Raw genomic sequence first — 20,786 nt, forward strand, 5'->3', positions numbered from 1 at the left:
GCCGGCTCAGATGCAGCCGTTCTGCAGCCTGCCACGTCATCAGCAGGCCATCGACTAGCGACTGGATCGTCCTGAGCCGGTCAACCTCGCACATCGTCATGGTGATCATCCCGGATGTCGTCATGAGCGCGAGGAACTATATTTGAGACATTTCACATGGTGAAGTCCCCCGCCGGAACTGCGGTTTGAGACTGGGAGCATCCTTGGATGTGAAAATGATCTCATCTTGTTTAGTCCGACTTTGGGAACTAAATTTTGGACAATCGTGCGCCGTGTACTAAAGTTTAGAATATTCCTGTCGACCCTTTTGCGGTCGCTCTTGCCTCGATCCGGAGGTCCTGAATGTCTAAGAGTCGAACGCTTCCGTCTCGACAGCGATCGCAAGTCTTGCGTGCGTATCGCTCGCGAGGTCGAGCAAATCGCAACCTATGGCTTGTCTACAGCGTCAAGACAAACCGAGACTGGATTTTGGCTAGTGATCGACATCTTATCCATTGGCTTCTATATCTCGAGACTAATCCTCTTGTTCGTTCATTTGAGATTGAACCGGAGGAGGACATGCCATTCAGTTCTGGTCTAGAAATTGGCCAACCCGACGCGAAGGCAATCCTCGAGAATGGGGCGCACGAGTACCACAAAGTTACGTCATTGGAGACCGACGACGATCTGTCAGAAGATGCAAGTGGTGAAGCCGTCAGGACTTCCATTGCATCCACTCGCTGGTTCTTCGATCCCCATTTGCGCTCTCGAAGTGCGGAGGCTATGAGGTGGCTCAAGGTCATTGGCTATTGCGCAGCAATACGTGACGAACGACAGTCCGAGGCAACGATGGCCGCAATCGCGATTATGAATAGTTCGGGCCATGGAAAGATTGTCGACGTACTCGAGCGGATGTCGGATTTTGATACCCAGGTTGTACTTGGAGTCATCTCTAGAATGGCAGTTCTAGGAGACGTTACGCTAGATCTGTCAATGTTCGGCTTCACATTGGCTTCATCGTGGACCTGGAGGAGTGGACGATGAAGTGGATAAGAAGCGCTGCTTTGGCCGTAGCACCACCACTCGATGAGTGGCCCCAATTCGATTATTCCGGTCTTTCAACGGAGGACCGAGAGTTCATTGAAAAGAGGGAACAAGCAGTGCGGATGGTGATGCTTGGCAAGACATATAAGCAGATCACGTTATTAACCGGATTGCATCACAACCAAATCAGAAAAATCACAATGATGTGCCTGTCGCGGGCGTCCGACGGCCGCATCCAAGGTTTTAGAGGTCTGCCGCCATTTATCCGCTTTAATGGTAACGTCAGAAAGGCCCCGCTGAAGGCCAAACGCAAACACCAGCGCGGGGGTATGACGTGCATGTTGCAATCGACTCTTTCAAGATTTCCGGAGCTTGAACGCAGATTGGTTGCGCAAATTTTTACGGACGGCCGTGACGCCCAAGATTACGCGCGAAGGCTTCGTCCGATCGACTTACATCGCTATTTCACCACGGAGCTCAGGGCGCTCGGCGTTACTGAACTCGAATGGCCTTTTTGCACTAGTTACCTCGGACGCCGGACTATAGTCGGTTTCATGCAGGAATTACTGAGCCACAATTTTCCAGCTGCGGTTCGGCTACGGGGGGGTAAGGACGCGCAAGCGCATCTTGCGACAGGATCAGGGCGCGCACCGATTATTCCGTTCGGTGAACTATATGACGCTGTCGAGATTGACGCGTATCACATTGACGCAATTTTTTCAGTTGAATTCACGACACCGGACGGAGCCGGGGTAGAGGCAACCTTGGAGCGGCTTTGGCTAATAGCCGCAGTTGAACGCCTGTCAACCGCAGTATTGGCGTATCGAATCGTGTATCGAACGGAGGTCACGGCGTCCGATGTGGCGAGCGTGATACGTGATGCGATATGCAAGCGTTGGGTACCTATGGACCTTTCTATCAAAGGTCTTAAGTACCCGCCAAAAGCAGGTTTCCCAAGCGCGGTCGTCCCGGAATCAGAAGGAGCGCTTTGGACGGCCACCCTTTTGGACGGTGCGCTCGCGCATCTCTCAAATCTGATTCATGACACACTTCGCAAGGCAACAGGGTTCGTAGTGAACTGGGGTGCTCCCGGTCATTTCGAGCGTCGACCGAACGTTGAGAGGACGTTTAGACGTATTGCCGAAGATCTTTTTCTTCGGCTTGCATCTACGACGGGATCAAATCCGCGATCGGGGCGGGCACCGGATGCGGCGGCGGCAGCCATAAAACACCGTATCCGCGCCGCGGATATCGAGCAACTTGTCGACGTGACATTTGCCGAACACAACGGGTTGCCCGGCGAGGGCAACTACTATCGTTCACCACTGGAGACCATTCGGTATTTCCTGTGTGAAGCATCGCCGGCTACTATGGTGAGACGACTTCCCTTTTTTGGAACAAGCCGTGTACGTACTCTCATGCGACGTGAGATACGTCCGATTCGTGGCAGCGTAAAGCGCGGTCGGCGATGTTACGTGCAGTTCGAGCACGTTCACTATACAAGTCCAGTGCTTAAGGAGTGTACGCGTCTCATCGGCACCGAAATGACAATCTACATTGATGATGAAGACCTGCGAACGGTCAGGGCATTCAGCCACGACGGGCTCGATTTCGGAATACTGGCCGCCACGGGTGGCTGGAGTATAAGCAAACATAGTTTAACTACTCGCAAAGCGATTTTTAGTCTTGTCTCTAAGCGGATATTGATCCTTTCCGAGACTCAAAACCCGGTTCACGTTTACATGCGGCATCTCGCCGATGAGTTGCGGAAAAGTCGAAAAGGCGCAGTCATCTCTCCAAAAGATACCACTGCGCTAGTCAGAGTAGCGAAGGAAGCAGATGTCTTGCCAACGTTGCCAAAAGGGCTTGGACAGCCGCAGGACGAACTTCAACGCAGTCCTCCGCCGATGCGGAATCCTCGCCCGCTGCTAGCGCCGCCGTCAGGAAGACATTACAAGGTCAAGAATCGATAGCGGAGGACGCGATGCGAACCATGAGAGCCGGGAAGTCTCCAGCAACGCAACCCTCCAAGCCGTCCAGTCCGGTAGAGGCGAGCAGCAGTGGGGTGGCAGATAAGGAGGGCGAAAATGCTCGATCTCAAAACCCTGAGCAGCATTGCGGTGGCTCAACGTCAGGGGCTGGAGAGCACTCGAACGGTGATCTTTCAATCGAGCAAAGAGAGACACTACTTGAAGATCATCCGGTGATGAGGGGGCAATATACGGTCCCCACGCCGATGCTGATCGATGCGCACGAAGAAGCGCGGGACCGGGTGTGGTCACGCAGAACAGGCGTAGTGTTCTATGGAGAAACGCGAGCCGGAAAAACGACCTGCGCGAAGAGCATCCGAGACGACCTTAGAGCAGAGTTTGCCGGGGTCTTCGTTACGATGGCCAGCGCCAGACGCTCTCTAAGACCTAAACAAGGACATGTTTCCCGCCTGATTCTTGAAGGGTGCAATCACGTGCTTGCCAGTCGTACGGATCCGGAGGCTCTTCTCCGAAATGTAATCACGGACATAAAAACAATGCTCGCAAATGTGAATGGCGATCAGTTCGTGCTGGTCATGGACGAGGTCAATTTATTGAATGAATTCGATCTGACAGAACTCTTGGAAATACACAATATTTTCTGGATGGACGGTATTAAGATGACGACGATATCGTTCGGGCAGCCAGAGGTGCTTGACGTGATTTCCGCCTTACATAAAACCGGCCAGAGACAGATCATCGCGCGATTTTTCAGAAAGCCGATACCTTTCTGTTCCTGCACGTCGGAGGAAACGCTTGCCAAAGTATTGCACTCTTTGGACGACGATACGGAATGGCCCGAAGGCTCGGGATGGACTTACACGTACTTCTTTTTCCCGAGAGCGTTCAGAAACGGTTTTCGGCTTGCTACCTTTGCAGGGGCGATTTGGCGCGCTCTGGTAAAGGCATTGCCCGAGCAATCACCCAGTTTCACAATGGAAGCGATCGCGCTAACGATTAATGGGTTATACATTGGTATGAAAAATCGCGATATAAGCAACCTGATCTTATCCGACGAGGACATTGAAAATGCACTCGCGTCGGCAGATTTGTGACGCGAAGAGGCATTCGAGCGAGATTCTTTTGTCGCGCCGTGCTTCGACGCCGGATATCGAACTTCGGTTTTTAACGGACGCATGCTTAATACGATCATGGATTTCAAACGTGATGAGTTTGTTGCACCGCAAATTCCTGCCGATGTCCGTACTCGGTTCGATCGAAGGGAGGGACGACTTACTTGGTCGCCTGGACATATTCTTCCGTTTGAATCCGCCTGGATGGTGTGCGCCAAAGCGATGGCGATCAATCATCTTAAATGGTCGGAGTTGAAACGGCTCATTGCCATAAGTCGATCCCAGCTTGACAGCAGAATTAATCCGTTCATTTCAGGAAGATGGGTCGACATCGACAAATTTTCGCGCTTGTTGGGCGAACCATACGAAATGATTGAGTCGAGCTTTCTGAGCGTTCTGGGTTTTCCCGAATCGCTTGCATATCGCGTGGGCATCAGCCATTGTCCGGAATGCGCCAGTCTCGGCTATCACTGCTCCCTGTTCAATATTCAGGCCCTCTTACGTTGCCCGTGGCATGACGTTCGTTTGACCAACTGCTGCGTCCAGTGTGCGCGGACAGTGCAATCGTTTCTTTTGCGTGGTGGTAGCGACCAATTGACGTGCCCAGCATGTGGTATCAGGATAGTCGATCCCGCCGATCCCTTGGCTCGGGACGAAATGACTGCGCAGCGATTGCAGGAAGCGTTCACGCGATGCACCCATCTTGTCAAATGGTGGCGGGATGTTCGCGATTATGAACCGTGTGCGAATGAACTTTTCGGTTCTGCGTTGTGCTCCAATGACGAATTGGACATACTTCCCACAAAGCTTCATTTGAGGATCGGGTGTTTGCAGAAAGTTGCTTTGCCGCCAGAATTTCAGTGGCTCAGCGCATACGCGACGCCGGGCGACGTCATTGCTTGGGCGGACCCGGTTGAACCAGAAACTGGGGATAAAGTCAGCAAGCAGGATAGCCGCATGCGTTGCTATCGATCAGTGCGTCGCAAGATATTCCGGAAATTTGTTCGGCCGCATCGTCGCTGTCTTGCAATCCTATGCTCCATGTCGCGGTGCGCATGGACGTGCCTCGAACGGGATTATGCATGCACGGTATGCGTCGCCTATTTTGCGTGGCGACATGCTCACGAGGGTGGCCCTAAACCGTCGACAGGACTCTATCTCCCTGGTTCAGGCGATGGCGAGCGGGGCCTTCCACCGCGCTGCACCACCCTTTCTCCGACATCTATGTCTAACATAATGTACGTTGATTATCTTCGGCTACTAATGGAGCTTGAGAGGGAATACCCTCGTGAGAACATCATGGTCGTGTCCGCGTCAAGAAACAGTCAAACATTCCTGCTATTCGGAGATCGGAGACGGCTCCCTCTTCCGTCAACGGTGGTCGCCTACCTTCATGGTTGGCAAGACGCTGCGCTAACTGAGCGAGTCACAATTCCTGATGGTGGTACTCTGGCCAGACTCGCTTACGACCGATGCAAACGTCGACGTAACGAGGGCGAAGTCATGGATGGCAGCGGTGACCCTGATTTCGGGTTTGGCCCTCAGAATGCGATGCGTGAAATGTGTAATAACGATGTCTTGTTCAGGTTGCAAAACTCTCAACGGCGCGTCAAACGCGCCTATATCAGGATAACCGCGTGACAAGAATGCGTACAGGGCGAATTAGACCTTATGGAAACTTAGATATCGATTATTAAATGATAAGGCATGCGAACAATTAAATTTATTCAAACCTCAAGATACCAGTATGTGTTCCTTATTCCGTTCCCGTGTTGACGGATCGTGAACGGCATGCAAATATCGGGCGTTGCGTTCCACCCCGAATTTGCATAGGCCGCACCGGCCTGGTACATGGGCAGGCGTGCACGGAAGCGTTGGATGCAACGTTCCGAGGCTGGCTCTTCCAGCGCGTTGCGGTCCGGTACGAGTAACTCGACCGAATCTGCACCCGACCGATGTATCGTTCTATGTGGTAAATCGCAATTCCTGTCCAGCGGTTTTACGATGCATACTCGTATCGCACGATCGGGGATTAAGGCTTCAATAGTGCCCCATACCCGAAAAAAATTCGCGTATGCCAACTGAAGCCCAGTTCCCGGCCCGTCAGGAGCGTGTCCGCCCACGCGTATGTCCTGAAGATCGGAAGCCAACTTGAACTCTGCCCCTTGCTCTCTTTTCAATCCCCCATAGTCGTGAGCCATGAGCCATGACATCCAGGCTACCGACACAGAACACACTCGTTGGGAGTCAAGAGCCGAGCGTTCAAAAATTCCCAAACGCGTGAGTTCCGCAAGACACTTTCGATGTCGAGCCACGAAGCGACGGAACAACGCACGCCGCATCGCTTTGAACGCCGAGTCGTCTACTGCACCGAGCGATATCACTTTTGCGCTCGCCTTCGCCAAATGAAAGCCTCGTATTGGGGCGACCGCGTGGGTGAGTAATGGTCGATCCGTGAAGGTCCACCGTGCTGGATGGGGCACCAGTGCCTCAATCAGTCCCAGTCGCCAGCTGTTATGTAGGGACGAGGTCTCTTGTTGCTCGCGAAGCAAGGGTGCTGCAAGGGAATATGAGTCAGGAAAGCACGTGCAGAAACCTGTCCACCAGGCTGTCAATCCATCGCCTAAAGCCTGTATAGCAAATTCTGTCCCGGAGTCGATGCGATTGACCCTGCGATGTTGATGGAAGTCGAAATAGACTCCACAAGTCCGGCAAACCCAGCGCGCAGAATTTTGCAGCTGGTTCGATGATCTGCTACCTAAGGCGCGAGCGCAGATACTGCAACCGTGACAAAGATACGTCGAATGCCACGGGCAAACAGCGACAAACGGCAAGTCAAACAAAGAACAGTGATATCCGAGCCGGAAACATTCCGGACAATGTCGTGGGGCGTACGCGGTTCTTGCTCCACTGTCGAAACCCAAGGCCTCAAGACTTCCAGCCTTCAACCTCGATTCAGTAATGCCCAAGAAATGCGCAGCGGGCCTGACTTCTGTAAGGTCGATGGATGACAGCCGTACGTTCCGTCTTGTCCGTGCTGATTGGACCGGCGATAGCAAACCATGCAACTCAGCTGCGCTCAGCGAATTTAGCGCAGCGACCTTCAACAGAATGCTCCACATCGATTCATATGGGGCCGGCCCCCTTGGATCCCATGTCAATCGCTGCCGTATGCATTCAGTTGGCGTATTCACAATGCCTCCGAGGGACCGCTGCCTCGTCCACTGGTGGTGTCGACTCAGGCAATGCAATCTGTTCCGTGTCTGATAGCGAGCGGCAAACCGATCGGGCACCGACCGGATGGCAGGTCTGACGGATTGGACAGACTCTGTACCCCCGTGTCTGACCTTGTCCGGAGCTGACGCGTTCGTGACGTCCTGCGGTGTCCGCGCCACTGCATTCCATAGGTCCTACATACAGGATTTGACCGCTGACGTCCGTTGCGAAGAGCGTTTTGAAAATTGCGGTAGTGCTCTAGCCCGTAATCGAAATTCCGCGTCGATTCAGTAATTCATATTAGTAGCTTTTGAGTCACTTTTCTGCTGGATTTCGCAAAAAATTGAGGCTGCATTTCGGCAGAATAGCCACGCACGACGCGAAACGTTCAAGTCGCAGAGCAATGTGTGGTGAACACTTGCACAAGGTCAAACATCTGTCTGTATCGCTCCCCACCGACCGGACCAGTGCGAGGCTCTGGCGACTAGCTAAAACAGCGAGCCTGCTGCAATCAACCGCGAGACGGTAACCCTGTCCCCACCTGACCAATCCGGACTGGTTAAGCGACTTGTAGATGTGCTTTTACTCTCCCGACCGAATGATCTCTAATCGTAACTGGACTACCCGATTGAGCGTCAATTCTTATCTCACGGGCCCCAGACAATCCCGTGAAAGAAGCGGCCGACTTGTCAGGGATGTCGGCCGTCTGCACGGGCCCCGGGCGACGCGGATCGTGCCCACGAGGCCTCCTGCGGCGGCGGTCTTCGGATGGCTGTGACCGTCGGACGCTGATCGTGGGGAGATTTTTTGCGGTTTTTGCGAAATCGTCCTGTTTCCGAAGTGCCCGCTTTGCGACTAGAGACAGGGCAGCAAAGTCGACGGGGGAAGGTCAGGAACGCGGGCGCTGGACGGATCGAGTCCTTGTTGACCAAAAAATCAGTGAGAAAAGCGCAAAACAATCCAAATTTATTGATTAAATTTTCAATTGTGACTTAACGACTGCTGACGCGGGACGGGGATATTCGCAGTATTCTGCGAATGCCGCGAACCGCTCACAAACCACCCAGACCAACTGCCCGGGCTACACTTGCTGGGAACCTCCGCAGGCTACGAGCGGAATACGGTTTGTCGCAATACGCTCTTGCCCAGCGTAGCGGCGTCGATCGCTCGTTTATCGCACACGTGGAACGAGAGGGCAGAAATGTTTCAGTTGATGTACTTGACCGGCTTGCCATTGCCCTGCAGGTTCCTATCGGCGAACTCTTCGCTGATTAAGACGGCATGTCGGATGGCCGCGACGACGGCGCGTGCAGAATCTTCCCACTTGGCGACTGTAAAGGGGGGCTGCAGTTGGCGTACTACCTTCCTGCCCGCATGTGTACCGGCATCCCCGCTCCAACAAACCCATACGACCATGCACCCGCCAAGATTCGCTCCCGTCATCAGCCAGTTGGGAGCGCTCGTGAGAAAAAATACACGGCGTATTGGGGAGTCCGCGCAAGTCATACCTATTTGACTCAATGCGCCGCACCACAAACTGATACATGGTTGCTGTCGAAGACATCGTGGTCGTGCTGACCGCGAGTCCTGCGCGGGGCTGGCTGGTGCAGGATCTGATGGCAGGCTGAAGAGAACAGCGCTGGACAGTGGTCGACCATCCGCTTCGTTGAAGACCGCAACGTTTGGCAGATGAGCGACTCCAGCCATCAGACATTCCCGGCGGGTCGCAACGAATGAAGACAGATACCGTCACGACCTGGCCGGCTGCCAATGGCTTTTCTTTTGAGAGTTTTTGAGTCACAATGATTCTGCCGTTCTGCGGCGGATATCAGGATAGTGACGGAACCACAGGTGAATGATGCGCCGAGGCAAGAAGCCCAGAAAAGATTCAGCTGCTGTCGACTTCCCGCTCGGGCGGCTCGTGCACGCTGAACTCGATCGCGAGCAGTCGCTGCTGAGTTTGTCCTGCAGCGTGTCGGGCATGACGGTAAGAATGCTCATCAATGGTGACGTCGAGGCGGGTTACGACACCAGTGACGGAACTTTAGGGCTCGGCACATGGATGGGACTGGAGGTCGTTTGCTCACCGGAGGAGGCCACCAGACTGGCTGCCGCGATCGGACCCGCCGCGCTCGCTTCGTTTCGCTTCATTGGATGAGCGATGCCTGGACGCGTGGTTGCCTGTCCGGCGGGTGAACTTCACGACAGTCCGGTCAGTGCAGGATAAGGTGCATGCTCAAGTCTGGCGGCGGTCGCTGCGGCGAGTGCGTTGCGTCCGGTCGACATCGCCCGCGCTTGCGAAATCATTGACGGTAGGCTGGAATGTCAGACCGATCGCTATGCCGGGATCCGGCCTGTCGCTCGACAGGGCGCGTGAATAAAATTTGACGGCCTTCGCTTGCGGTGACTTTGCAGTAACGCGCTGTGGGCTGAAAAAACGACGCCCGACGATGCGCTGCCTCTTTGAGGAGACGGTGCCAGGCATTGCGGTCCGGGCGTTCTGCCGCGCGGGCATGCTGTTAAGGGTCACGGTCCTTTTGCGAGCGCACAGACGAGGGGCACGCGCACACCCGCGGCTTGCCGTGTAGGCCTTGGGAGCCGGGGCGTGTGCACATGGCGGGTAGCGGCCTGTTTCGCAAGCCCCGATGACGCGACAATCATGGGCGGCCCGCGCGCCTGCGGACCTGAGCGGGCGACGTGTCAAGTAGTGCGATGAGCTTTCCGGCCGGCACGGATGCCGTCGCCGGATCGTCAGTTGCGGCCAGCGCCTGTCGGGCGACCGCTTCGAGCGTGGTTGCTGCCATAGCGTGCAGGGGGCGAGCCTTCATGCCAGCCGCCTAGTCGGGCCCTGGCGGGTATTTGGGGCGCACGCGTATCCCAGTCTTCGAGGACAAAGCGGCCGCTGACGATGCCCAGTTCGCGCACGTCGCGAAGCGCGGGACCGGGGCGCGCGGAAGGTACGCCGCCGGCGACCGTTGGCCGTCACGAGCTCGGCGAGGCCAGATTAGTGGGTTTCCAGCTCGATGTGGAAACCACCGTTGCCGGCGCGCAGGATGGCAGACAGGACGCCGCCCGCTTTCACGGCGGGGCCGACCTGCGCGAGATCGAACGAAAGATAACGCATCAGAGCTCCCAGAGGGCCGTCACATGGCCACCCGATATTTCATCAGCTGTCCCAGAACGATATTGAGCCGCGGGACGGGATGCCGGGACGTCGCCAGGGTCCGCGAAGTCCCGACGGCCTGGGCCTGGCGGGGCGCGCTAGACATAAAAGGTGGTGTCATGCATCGGTAACCTGCCCACTACACCGGCTGCATTCCATACATTAGAGCCGGCTGATCCACGGGCAAGTAACAGCCTGCGGGTGCTGTCGCGTCATCGGATGGAAGTTGAATTCACGGCCGGTCTGCGCGGTGTCGAGGACATGCCCAGAAATCGTTACAAAGGCATGTTCGCGCCCCAGGCCGATGAGGCGTAATTTCGGCTGGCGTCGATCGGGGCCTACGTTGTAGTTTGATTGAGCGGTCGATATGGCCCCGAGCGGCATGTACGCAAAAGTTAGCAGCGACTTTACGGATGCGCCCTGGAGGTCTGGATGACACGCAAAAAGCTCACGCTGGCCGACCAGCTCGAACATTGTGATCCGTCAGCGCCCTATGCCGGCGAAGTGTGGGCCGATGCAGAACCGGTCGGCTGCGAATTCGGTGCTCGTGCGAGCCCCGCCGCAACGCCACTTGAGCGGTTACGTGGATCGGTCCGTCGCGACGATGACGTCCCGACCGATCCTGTCTGGCCGTCCAATGACGAACCATCGTGATCGAGGGCAAGCTGTTTCGCTTGGCGACCGCAATAGGAGGGGCTGTTTTCCACACGAGTGAGCAACTACCATGATCGTGCGCAAACATGTCAGGCCGCGCGTCGGGCATTCCCGGCGACATTACATGCTCCGTTCATGCTTGGCGCCGATACGACCGGCCTGTGTGGGCCGCCAAACGGGCACAACAACTCCGCTCGCGCGGGTTCTGAACGTGAAAGCAGGACGGCTGCACTACGAATGACTATCACACCGGAAGGGCATCCATGCGCGTATTTGTCGACACGGAATTTACCGACTTCATCGACTGCGACATGATCAGCGTCGGGTTGGTTGCGGACGATGGCCGCGAGTTCTACGGCGAGCGTTCCGATTACGATCAGGCGAGCTGCAATGAATTCGTGCGTGCGGCCGTGCTCTCGCAACTCGGCCAGCATCCGGGCCGCGTGTTCACGCGTGGCAGGCTGCGCGCGGCGCTCGTCGCCTGGCTCGACCAGTTCGCCGCGGAACCGGAACGCTGGCTATGTTTTGACTACAGCGGTGACTGGGAGTTGCTGTGTGATCTGCTCGATGGGCCGCCCGCTGGCTGGCAGGCCTGCCAGGTGGGCCTGCTGCTTGATGCGGGCCGCAAGGAGGACTATTACCGCGAGCATCGCGGCCGGCATCACGCGCTGGTCGATGCCCGTGCGAACCGCTATGCGACAGCGGATTTTGATGCCTCGGAAAACATCTGAACCGGTCCTGGATGGGGACGAAGAGCGCGCACACCAGTTGGCGAAACCAACCGTCTCCAGGGATGGCCTCGGCGCCGCGTCAAACCGTCACTATGACGCTAGGCGGACGAAGTTCGAATGCGACCGCAGTGGCTTCGTGAGCATTGCCCGCATCGCGGATGTCGACCGCGACGCGGCGGTGGTGATGCTGGTATCGCAAGCGCTCCTGCGACCCATGCTGCACACGCGCTCGATGTCGTCGGGTTGTGCGGCGTCCGAAAAAACCGGCTGCGGGATACGACCAGCGAAGGGATCCAGCGGATTCCGTCGGCACTGGCAGTACTTGGGAGGCCCGCGGTAGCCGCGATGGCAGGCTGGTTTTCCGAATGTGGCATGTGGTGGAGTCCACGATAAAGCCCGCTGCAATTTTTCTGTTTCCATGCGTGGCCTGAAGGTCGACGATGCGCGACATCAATTTGATGCGATGTCGCCGTCCATGGGTGCGATTTTTGTTCTGCGGGTGAACGGGCAACTTAGCCCGTCGATCCGCACTAGTCGGTGCATGGGGTGACCGCCGACGATGTCGTCAATATCGACATCGGCGCTGTGGACGGAGGAGAGTTGATGGTGTTGGACCTCGCGGATCTGCCGCTACTGTTCGAACGCAGCGCCGCCTGACGGAGGACACTATGGCTATCAAGGAAAAGAACCACTCAATGATGTGCGGCATGATTGCCGGAATACCGATGCGTGAGCTGAACGGCGAAACCGTCCTGTACATGGATGAAGCGCCGTTTGAGCTGGTCGAGGCGTTGGGCCGCTGGCTCAATCTGCGGCAACGCCAAGCGCCGGCACCCGTGCCGCCTCCCATCAGGGGAGACCGGGCGGATATTGACGATGTGCGCGCGAGGCTGGCGTGGGAAGAAACCACCGACTATGCATACCGGCATGATGCGAGCGGCCGTACCGCGATCAATTGGTACGCATGGCAGAAATTTGTGGTCTGGATGTCGCGAACGCTCAGGGCTGAACTCGATCAGCTCGACAACTGAAAACCCGCGAATCGTCATGATTCGATGGCTTTCGAGTCGACGTCAGACGCTATTTCGCCAGTATTAGGGCTCGAAGGGCGACCACGCAAGCGTCCGGACAGACTGTATGCCGACAAGGGTTATGACTGCCGTCGATGCCATAATGATCTGCGCCGACACGGCATCACGGCTCGAATCGCCCGCAAAGGCATCGAGAGCAAAGACCGCCTTGGGCGATGCCGATGGGTAGTCGAGCGCACCCATGCGTGGTTTGCCGGATTCGGCAAGCTGCGATTCCGCTTCGAGCGGCGGCTTGATCTTCATACTGCGCTACTCCAGCTTGCCGCCGCCATCATTTGCTTCCGCTTCGTGGATGACTCGTGTAAGCGGCTCTTAGTGATTTCTTGATACAGACGCAGAGTATAAAACGACCGCTCCCTCTCCGGGAGCGGCCGGTCGGGTGGCCCGGACACACAGTCCGCTCGGGGTCGTCTACGGAAGTTCAGCGTTCGGTCGGCGTTGGTGCTGCTCGGGCTCCCGATGAACTTCCGGGTTCGGCCATGAAGAGTCTCTCGGCTCCTTCTTCGCTAAGACGTTCAGACGTCAGCCCCGCTCCGTAACCGGCCATCCGTTTGTCTAAGTTGAGCGCTCATGCTTTTTCTTTTCACAAAACCTGCCGTCATGGTGCGCTGCCTTCAGCCGCAGGGACGATGTGGACGATCCCGGTGCCGATTTCGCCGTCCTCTGTTCGAACAATTTGAAGCGTTATCTTCGACAGGAATTTGGAGGGAGTTGCAGTCCACCGGATCAGGGGAATCTTCTCGTCCCCGCCCGGAATGTTGTCTACACCGGTGTGTTGTGCCTGCAGGAGATCTTGAATGACACCAGCGGCGAGATCCGGAACGCTTAACAGATCGTCCAGAAAGCTTTTGCTCTCCAACGACTTGCCAAATTGCGCATGCTTGAAGCGATGAGTCATGTACAGGCCGAGGACATGGCCTAGCATCTTCTGCAGATCCAAAAAACTCCGCTCCCTACCGTCCTCGTTGATGCGGTCGTTGTCACAGTACCAAAGAAGTTCCTGCTTATCGCCCGAGAGCAGGGCGAGGAATGCGGAGAGCATATGGCAGACGCGAAGTGCCTTCTCCGCCGCGTGGCCATCCCAGGTGCCGAGCTGCGTGTCTGATAACTGATCGACTAGATGGGGGTGCGTTTGCCCTTTCGTCGGCCCGAATACCGTGTCGATGCTCTTGTCGATTGCGACCGTAATGATCGCGCCATGAATGAAGTTGTTGACGAGATCCAGATATTCGGGAAGCGCGCGGCTCCTTGGACCATGCTTCAGTCGCTTGTACGCGAATTCGCTGTAGGGTGCGAGTAGCTGATGCTTAGCTCTTAGTTCCTGCACCTGCTTTACAAACGGACCGCCCTTGTCGGCCGCCATAAAAAGGAACGAGTACGTATAGAAGCTCGCTGTCGGGTGCTCACCGCCGAAGTCTGTCATCACGGCGATTCGCTTGTCGTCGGAGAAATCCGGGAGGTTTTTGATCTCCCGGACGAGGCGAGCCAGCAGTTGAGAGAAGTATGTGTGCTCAGCCGTAACCATCGACAACTCAAACGGCCCAGGCTTGAAAATTTTCTGCGAGATTGGTCTCGTCACAAAAACCAGCGCAGGTAAAGTTCCCACGACCCGCTCGCTCGCTGACGCGAGAGAAGCCTTTTTGAATGGTGGTTGCATTGCTTAGTCGAGAGATATCGATTGACAAGGGGCGTTGGGGCTGCCGGTTGGCACCTCGGCAGTGTACACGCGGATTTATCCGGCCGTCCTCGTCCAAACCTACCGCCGTAACGCCACCGCGGCATAGACTCCCGGCGGCCGACGAGTTCCCGGTCACTCTGACGTCCGTCTATGGGTGCTAGCAGCAGATCGATGAACGTGCCGCCATGAAATGTCAGAATTCTCAATGGTGTGAACGCGTACAGCCGGCCACCTCCGGTCATTCGTCCACACCACGGTCCCGACATTTGCACGTCGCCTTGATCTCTAGCACCGGTCGTTCGCTCGACGAACTATCTGGAGTTACGAAGAATTCGCCAGCCACGACGCACGCAGGCGTTCCTCTCCCCATTCGGCCCCATTCACCAGAGTGTCGCTTTGCCGCGGCACAGGCTCGCGCCCAGAACCCGACCGATTGAGCGGAACGGCACCCGTGACGCCGTTGGCGGTCTCGCCGAACTCTGTGCGGAAATCTGGACGCTCTGGACAACCGGCGAATTCGTCGCTTCGCGCTCTGTTTGATTGAGATATTGTGGACGGACGGCTTTGCGCGCGGGGTGCAAAGGACAAGCACCGCGCCACTTGAAAGGCCGATGGGCGTAGGGCTCGAACGTATATTTTGCAAGCTCTGCTAGCAGAATTTACATCTGCGCAGCGGCGCAGTGCCGGCACGATCAGGCCCGTTATTCTCGGACGTCAAACCCCGAAATTCGCACCGATAGAGCGCGATGCTTTCGTCGACGCGCGTCCAGCACCTCCATGCCAAGCATCGTTCGCATGCGCCTGGCGGCGGACGCCGTTTAGGAAGAGAACTGCTGGCGCATCACGAACGCGATTTTCATGCGGCCCCACGCGGCAGCCGGTGCGGCGTAGGCGCTGTTGGACGCCACCTGACTCACTCGACGGCGCAACGTCGCGACGTTTTTGCGGCGAACGCAAAGGCTTTGCCGGAGCGACAATGTCAATCTGCAGGGCGGATGCAAGGTATAGCGCTTGCGCGCTGGTTGCCAGACATGGCCAGCGCGAGGCGTCGCGGCAGAGACCAAAGGGGTCGTAAATAAGGCACCGGTTTCATTAGGCGCCTTGAGGGCCGGAAGGCGAAGGGCAAGTGCAGATAACGAACGGCGAGAACCGCAAGGGTCCCCGCAACCAGCAAGACAAAGTCGAAAACGTTGCCGTGAGAGCAATGCTTCGCACCTCTAGCCGCGTCGGGGGCAGCAATCGCCCGACGTGGCCGCAAACACTGTTATCAACGCCGCGCGATGCGACGTTCATGGGAGGGAGTAATGAAAGCACTCAGGTGGCATGGAAAGAAAGACATCCGCTGCGACACTGTGCCGGATCCTCAAATTGAGCAACCCCGCGACGCCATTATCAAAGTGTCTACCTGTGCGATCTGCGGCTCCGATCTGCATCTCTTCGACGGCTTCATGCCCGGCATGGAATCTGGAGACATCATGGGCCACGAGTTCATGGGCGAGGTCGTGGAAGTCGGAAAGGAGAACATCGCGTTGAAAGTGGGTGATCGTGTGGTGGTTCCGTTCACGATTATCTGCGGCGAGTGCGAGCAGTGTAAGCGCGGAAATTTCTCCGTCTGCGAGCGCAGCAACCGGAACAAGAGCGCGGCAGACAAGCTATTCGGACATACCACGGCGGGGCTGTTTGGTTACACGCATCTCACCGGCGGCTATCCCGGGGGACAGGCTGAGTTCGTTCGCGTGCCGTTTGCAGATAAAACCCACGTGAAGATTCCCGACGGGTTGAGCGATGAGCAGGTGCTTTTCCTGGGCGACATATTTCCCACTGGTTGGCAGGCCGCGGTGCAGTGCGATATTGAGCCGACCGACACTGTCGCGATCTGGGGCGCCGGCCCGGTTGGCCAGATGGCGATTCGCAGCGCGGTGCTGCTCGGCGCGAAACAGGTGATCGTAATCGACTGCGTTCCAGAACGCCTGTCGATGGCGCGCGCAGGGGGCGCGACCACAATCGACTTCAAGGAGGAAAGCGTGCTCGAACGTCTGCAAGAGCTGACCAACGGGAAGGGGCCGGAAAAATGCATCGACGCGGTTGGCATGGAGTCGCACGCAACGCGTTCGATCGATGCGATGTACGACCGCGCAAAGCAGGCTGTAATGCTAGAGACCGACCGGCCGCACGTGCTGCGGGAGATGATTTACGTGTGCCGTCCGGCGGGCACGTTGTCGGTGCCGGGCGTCTACGGCGGCCTGATTGATAAGATTCCATTTGGCGCGTCGATGAACAAGGGATTGACCTGGCGCATGGGCCAGACGCACGTGAACCGGTGGACCGACGACCTGCTGCGGCGGATCCAGGAAGGGCAGATCGACCCGTCGTTCGTCATCACGCACAGCGTGCCACTCGAGCAGGGGCCGGGCATGTACACCACGTTCCGCGACAAGCAGGACGGTTGTATCAAGGTCGTGTTAAAGCCATGAGCCGATCTTACTCGCTCCCCCTCGCCCTACGGCGGACCCGGTGGCGTTTACCGTTACCGGTCCGCGTCTACGATATGTCAAGCAGATGAACTCTCTTTCGCAATCGACGCGCCGCGATGGCCGCCGGCCGCAAGACATGACGCCGCGGCGCGACCCGCTCGCCCGAGGCCTCGGCTGGTTTAGCATCGCCATCGGCGTGGCGGAAATAATCGCGCCACGGGCCGTCAGCCGGGTCGCCGGTGTCCATGGCCATGCAGACCTGATTCGTCTTTACGGCTTGCGCGAACTTGCGTGCGGCATCGGCATTTTCGCTTCGCGGGAGCCGGTGCCGTTTATCTGGGCACGCGTTGCCGGCGACGCGCTTGATCTGGGCACCCTCGCCGTTGCACCGAACCGGTCGGAGCGCCGCGCCGGCGCTAGGGCAATGAACTTGGCCTGTGTCGCTGCCCTCGATCTATACGCGGCAAAGCAGTTAAGCATGGACGGCAATACGGCGCCGCGGGCTGCGCCTGACTATGCGAACCGCACCGGCTTCCCGCAAGCGCCGGCGCAGATGCGCGGCGCGGCGGTTGCCGACTTCATGATTCCGCGGGATATGCGCACGCCCGATGCGCTCGCGCCGTCTATGCGAGATCGCAAGCGGACAGCGCAAGACGAGCGAGTCAGAGCGGAGCAGGAGTCGGCCAGGAAGCCAACGGTGCACGGAAATTGAGGCCAACTACGTAGATTCGGCGCTCTGTAAACATAGCGTCGGAACCGCCCTAATGAATCCAATGCTGAATGCCAGATTCGGGGCTGACCTGAACTCGGAGTGACGTGCATGCGAATGGGAGGCGACGTACGGCAGACCATGCGGCGCTGTCCTGTCAGTTTGGCCTTCGATGTGTCGGCCAAAATTGACAACAATGTTCTTAAGTGCCGTTTGCGAGTCGTGCTCCTTCGTCGGAGACGCCGCCGACTTGAAAAGACAGCGTGAGACGACTGTTCGCCGCTGCGCTCGCAGCCACCTCGTTCATGACTTGCGTCCATGCGAAAAGCAACGCGGCCGCTCGGCACGCCTGCGGGCAAACGTCAATTCGTGCGCATCGACCGCGATTTCGTGGCGATGCCTGACGAGATTTGTCTCGATCGCTTTGGCGCGAACACACTCATGCAATTCAATTACGTGGGCAACGAAAATCACACGGTGCACGCGCACTCTTGCGCAGAGCGATTCCGGCCCGGTGCTGTACGACTTTCGGTAGCGCCTTAACCTTGTTCAGCGCTGCGGCACACTTATAACGGTCAAGCGCGTGTTCTGGCAAAGGACGGAAGTCGTGATGCGCGACTCCAAGTAGCCTAGGCTCTTGTAGGTGGAGGTGTGCCCGTTGTCGCGGCACAGGGTTAGGCCATTTGCAGCTTGGCTCGTGGGATCGTGTTGTTAAGCGCACGTTAAAACGTCCCGCATGCACCAATAGCGGACGTCGGCCACGTGCCTGCTTGACCGCCCAAGTCGTCCTGTGTCAACTCCAACAAGATCATGCGAACGCGTGAGCTGTCCTGGACGGCCGTTCCTTTTTCAGAATGACGAAGCAAGCATTCTCGCCCAGTACTATGCTTTAAGGAGTGGTCAAGTAAGCGTAAGCGTTTCCGGTCATTACTGGGCGTTGAGGGCTGTGAGTGCTGCGTCATTCATCGAAGCGAGGCCAGCGGCAACGAGCCTCGAAAGGCCGCGCGTGAGGCGGATACAGACTTCGTCGCTCATCAGATGGCGGTCGGCGCTGGCCACATATTATTCTTTGTCCGCGATCGCTTCCCCCGTCCTGACCTACGACAGCCGGCAAGCTGCTCTCCTGGGCGAGCATACGATGCAAAGCACGTGGTGAGGATGGGATAATTTGCAGCGCGACGAAAACGGCGGCTCGCCGGACATTGGAGTTGTCCTTACCGTCGCACTCGACGATGGCACCGTGGGACTATGGGCTGTCAAGGACCGGGGTTGCCTCGCGTTCGCTCCGGACCCGGCATGCGCAATTCGAAATCGCAAATCGATTGCGATGAATAGCCGTGGCATGGACGCCGGCGTGATGGACTTCGGCAAGGTAACGAGGTACCCCCGTCCCGACTGCCACGACGTAACGATCCAGATTCAGGACGGACCTACCACTAGATTCCGATGCCACACGGGACATGTTATCTATTCAAATCGACCATCGCTGAGGTCAACGAATCCATCGATCCAGGCCTGTGGGACAAATTTGAGGGCCATTGAAAAACGCATGATGCTTTTGCAGCAGACGGCAGGTCTCGCCGACCATTCGAACGCTTCTGCTGAGGCGCGGTCGTACCGGAAGAAGCGGACGGTACGGAACACCGCGTGCAGCCGATGCGGGCACTGGTGCTCGATCCGCATATCTTCGGCCCTGACGCGCCTGATTGTGCCCCGGAGCCGGTTATAGACAAGAGGAGTACCACGGGGTGCTTGCTGACTTTATCGAACAGAATGTACAGACAATCCTCGACGACTGGCGACAGTTCGCCGACCGCCTGGCGCTCAGTGACCGGCATCTTTCGGCGGCTGAGCTGGAAAATTCGGCGCGTGACATGTTGTCGAGCATCGTTGACGATATGAGACATGATCAATCTGAACAACGCCGGGCGGACAAGTCACACGGGGACGTTCCTGACAACGCGCCGCAGATCACACGTAGTGCCCGCTTGCATGCCCAGAGCCGGTTTGCTCAGGGCTTTACCATTGATCATGTGGTAGTGGAATACCGCGCGCTGCGTGCAAGCGTGACGCATCACTGGTTGAGAAGCGTCGCTGTTTCGCACGATCATGGCGTGACCGATCTTGTTCGCTTCAATGAAAGTATGGATCAGCCCTAAGTGAATCAGTTGCGCATTTTTCCTCAGAGCTCAATCGAATGAGAGACATTTTTTTGGGCGTGCTCGCACATGATCTGCGAACTCCACTTTCTGCCGCAACGCTGTTTGCAGAATGCATTGTGCTCGACGCAGGAACCCCGCCTCGTAGCATTGAAGCGGCGCTGCGTATCCAGCGAAGCACGAAGCAGATGAAAATGCTTGTCGATGGGCTGCTGGATCTGACGCATACCCGTCTGGGTCAGGTCTTGCCCATAACGCCAACCGACGCGAACATGGCAGCCATTTGCGAACAGGCTGCAGCCGAACTCCGGGCGATAAGCCCGTCCACCAAATTAACGGTTGTCCTGGAGGGCGATCTGCGAGGCGTCTGGGACGCCGGCAGACTGTCTCAATTGATCTCGAACCTGCTGGTTAACGCCGTAAGACACGGGAAACCGGAAGGTCCCGTGTCGTTGAATGCGAGGGTAGGCGACTCCGGTGTTACCGTTACAGTGACAAACGAAGGGGAAGCGATTCCCAAGGAAATTATCGCCGGCTTGTTCGAACCATTCGTGCACGGTGATTCCGGGGGCGAATCCCACACTGGCGCTGGTCTTGGCTTGGGCCTCTTTATCGCAAGACAGATAGCTCTAGCTCATCGAGGCAGGCTCGACGCAGTTTCCGACGGTCGCCAGACCGAATTTCGCCTGTCGATCCCCCGACAGAAGAGCGTTGAAGTGCGCCGAGCTTTTGTCGTTTGATTTGTCGTCGGACTTTTATCATCCGGACCAAGGCGCCCCTGTCCC

General features: G+C 57.1%; 13 protein-coding genes and 1 pseudogene. 12 read left to right on the plus strand and 2 right to left on the minus strand.

Annotation, left to right across the window (positions count from 1 at the left end; translation table 11 throughout):
* Positions 1 to 1,019 precede the first annotated feature (1,019 nt).
* From FQ705_RS15085 to FQ705_RS15100, 5 genes are all read left to right on the plus strand, one after another.
* Positions 1,020 to 2,996, plus strand: a complete 1,977-nt coding sequence (locus FQ705_RS15085; protein ID WP_144142445.1) for a hypothetical protein — start codon at positions 1,020 to 1,022, stop codon at positions 2,994 to 2,996.
* Between the two features lie 11 nt (positions 2,997 to 3,007).
* The gene (locus FQ705_RS15090) at positions 3,008 to 4,108 is read left to right on the plus strand and encodes an ATP-binding protein (protein ID WP_144142447.1); all 1,101 of its coding nucleotides are present in this window, start codon (positions 3,008 to 3,010) and stop codon (positions 4,106 to 4,108) included.
* An 81-nt stretch (positions 4,109 to 4,189) separates the two neighbouring features.
* Positions 4,190 to 5,767: a hypothetical protein gene (locus tag FQ705_RS34095; protein ID WP_186307873.1), complete on the plus strand. Its 1,578-nt coding sequence runs from the start codon at positions 4,190 to 4,192 to the stop codon at positions 5,765 to 5,767.
* Between the two features lie 2,613 nt (positions 5,768 to 8,380).
* On the plus strand, positions 8,381 to 8,617 hold the full coding sequence (locus FQ705_RS15095; RefSeq protein ID WP_144142448.1) for a helix-turn-helix domain-containing protein: 237 nt from the start codon (positions 8,381 to 8,383) through the stop codon (positions 8,615 to 8,617).
* A 580-nt stretch (positions 8,618 to 9,197) separates the two neighbouring features.
* The gene (locus FQ705_RS15100; protein WP_144142450.1) at positions 9,198 to 9,500 is read left to right on the plus strand and encodes a hypothetical protein; all 303 of its coding nucleotides are present in this window, start codon (positions 9,198 to 9,200) and stop codon (positions 9,498 to 9,500) included.
* A 1,167-nt stretch (positions 9,501 to 10,667) separates the two neighbouring features.
* On the opposite strand, the gene FQ705_RS15105 is transcribed toward FQ705_RS15100, so the two are convergent.
* On the minus strand, positions 10,668 to 10,979 hold the full coding sequence (locus FQ705_RS15105; protein ID WP_144142452.1) for a hypothetical protein: 312 nt from the start codon (positions 10,977 to 10,979) through the stop codon (positions 10,668 to 10,670).
* A 491-nt stretch (positions 10,980 to 11,470) separates the two neighbouring features.
* On the opposite strand from FQ705_RS15105, the gene FQ705_RS15110 reads away from it, so the two are divergent.
* The 3 genes and pseudogenes from FQ705_RS15110 to FQ705_RS15120 all read left to right on the plus strand — a co-directional run.
* Entirely contained in the window at positions 11,471 to 11,890 is a 420-nt protein-coding gene (locus tag FQ705_RS15110; protein WP_409934717.1) for a hypothetical protein, read from the plus strand.
* A 668-nt stretch (positions 11,891 to 12,558) separates the two neighbouring features.
* The gene (locus FQ705_RS15115) at positions 12,559 to 12,921 is read left to right on the plus strand and encodes a hypothetical protein (protein WP_144142455.1); all 363 of its coding nucleotides are present in this window, start codon (positions 12,559 to 12,561) and stop codon (positions 12,919 to 12,921) included.
* 6 nt (positions 12,922 to 12,927) lie between these two features.
* Positions 12,928 to 13,308: pseudogene (locus FQ705_RS15120) on the plus strand (transposase); the annotation flags it as partial.
* A gap of 271 nt (positions 13,309 to 13,579) precedes the next feature.
* Here FQ705_RS15120 and FQ705_RS15125 read toward each other — a convergent pair.
* Positions 13,580 to 14,638, minus strand: a complete 1,059-nt coding sequence (locus FQ705_RS15125) for a hypothetical protein (protein ID WP_222105654.1) — start codon at positions 14,636 to 14,638, stop codon at positions 13,580 to 13,582.
* A gap of 1,325 nt (positions 14,639 to 15,963) precedes the next feature.
* Between FQ705_RS15125 and FQ705_RS15130 the strand changes: the two genes are divergently transcribed.
* The 4 genes from FQ705_RS15130 to FQ705_RS15150 all read left to right on the plus strand — a co-directional run bounded on the left by FQ705_RS15130 (position 15,964) and on the right by FQ705_RS15150 (position 20,741).
* Positions 15,964 to 17,133, plus strand: a complete 1,170-nt coding sequence (locus FQ705_RS15130) for a zinc-dependent alcohol dehydrogenase (RefSeq protein ID WP_144142457.1) — start codon at positions 15,964 to 15,966, stop codon at positions 17,131 to 17,133.
* Positions 17,134 to 17,218: 85 nt separating this feature from the next.
* A complete protein-coding gene (locus FQ705_RS15135) occupies positions 17,219 to 17,845 on the plus strand; it encodes a hypothetical protein (protein WP_260854520.1) in 627 nt (208 codons plus the stop codon).
* 1,745 nt (positions 17,846 to 19,590) lie between these two features.
* The gene (locus FQ705_RS15145; protein WP_186307874.1) at positions 19,591 to 20,001 is read left to right on the plus strand and encodes an RsbRD N-terminal domain-containing protein; all 411 of its coding nucleotides are present in this window, start codon (positions 19,591 to 19,593) and stop codon (positions 19,999 to 20,001) included.
* A 38-nt stretch (positions 20,002 to 20,039) separates the two neighbouring features.
* Entirely contained in the window at positions 20,040 to 20,741 is a 702-nt protein-coding gene (locus FQ705_RS15150) for a sensor histidine kinase (RefSeq protein WP_144142462.1), read from the plus strand.
* Positions 20,742 to 20,786 lie beyond the last annotated feature (45 nt).

The organism is Paraburkholderia sp. BCC1884 (assembly GCF_900996225.1).
In the GTDB taxonomy this organism is placed as follows: Bacteria; Pseudomonadota; Gammaproteobacteria; order Burkholderiales; family Burkholderiaceae; genus Paraburkholderia.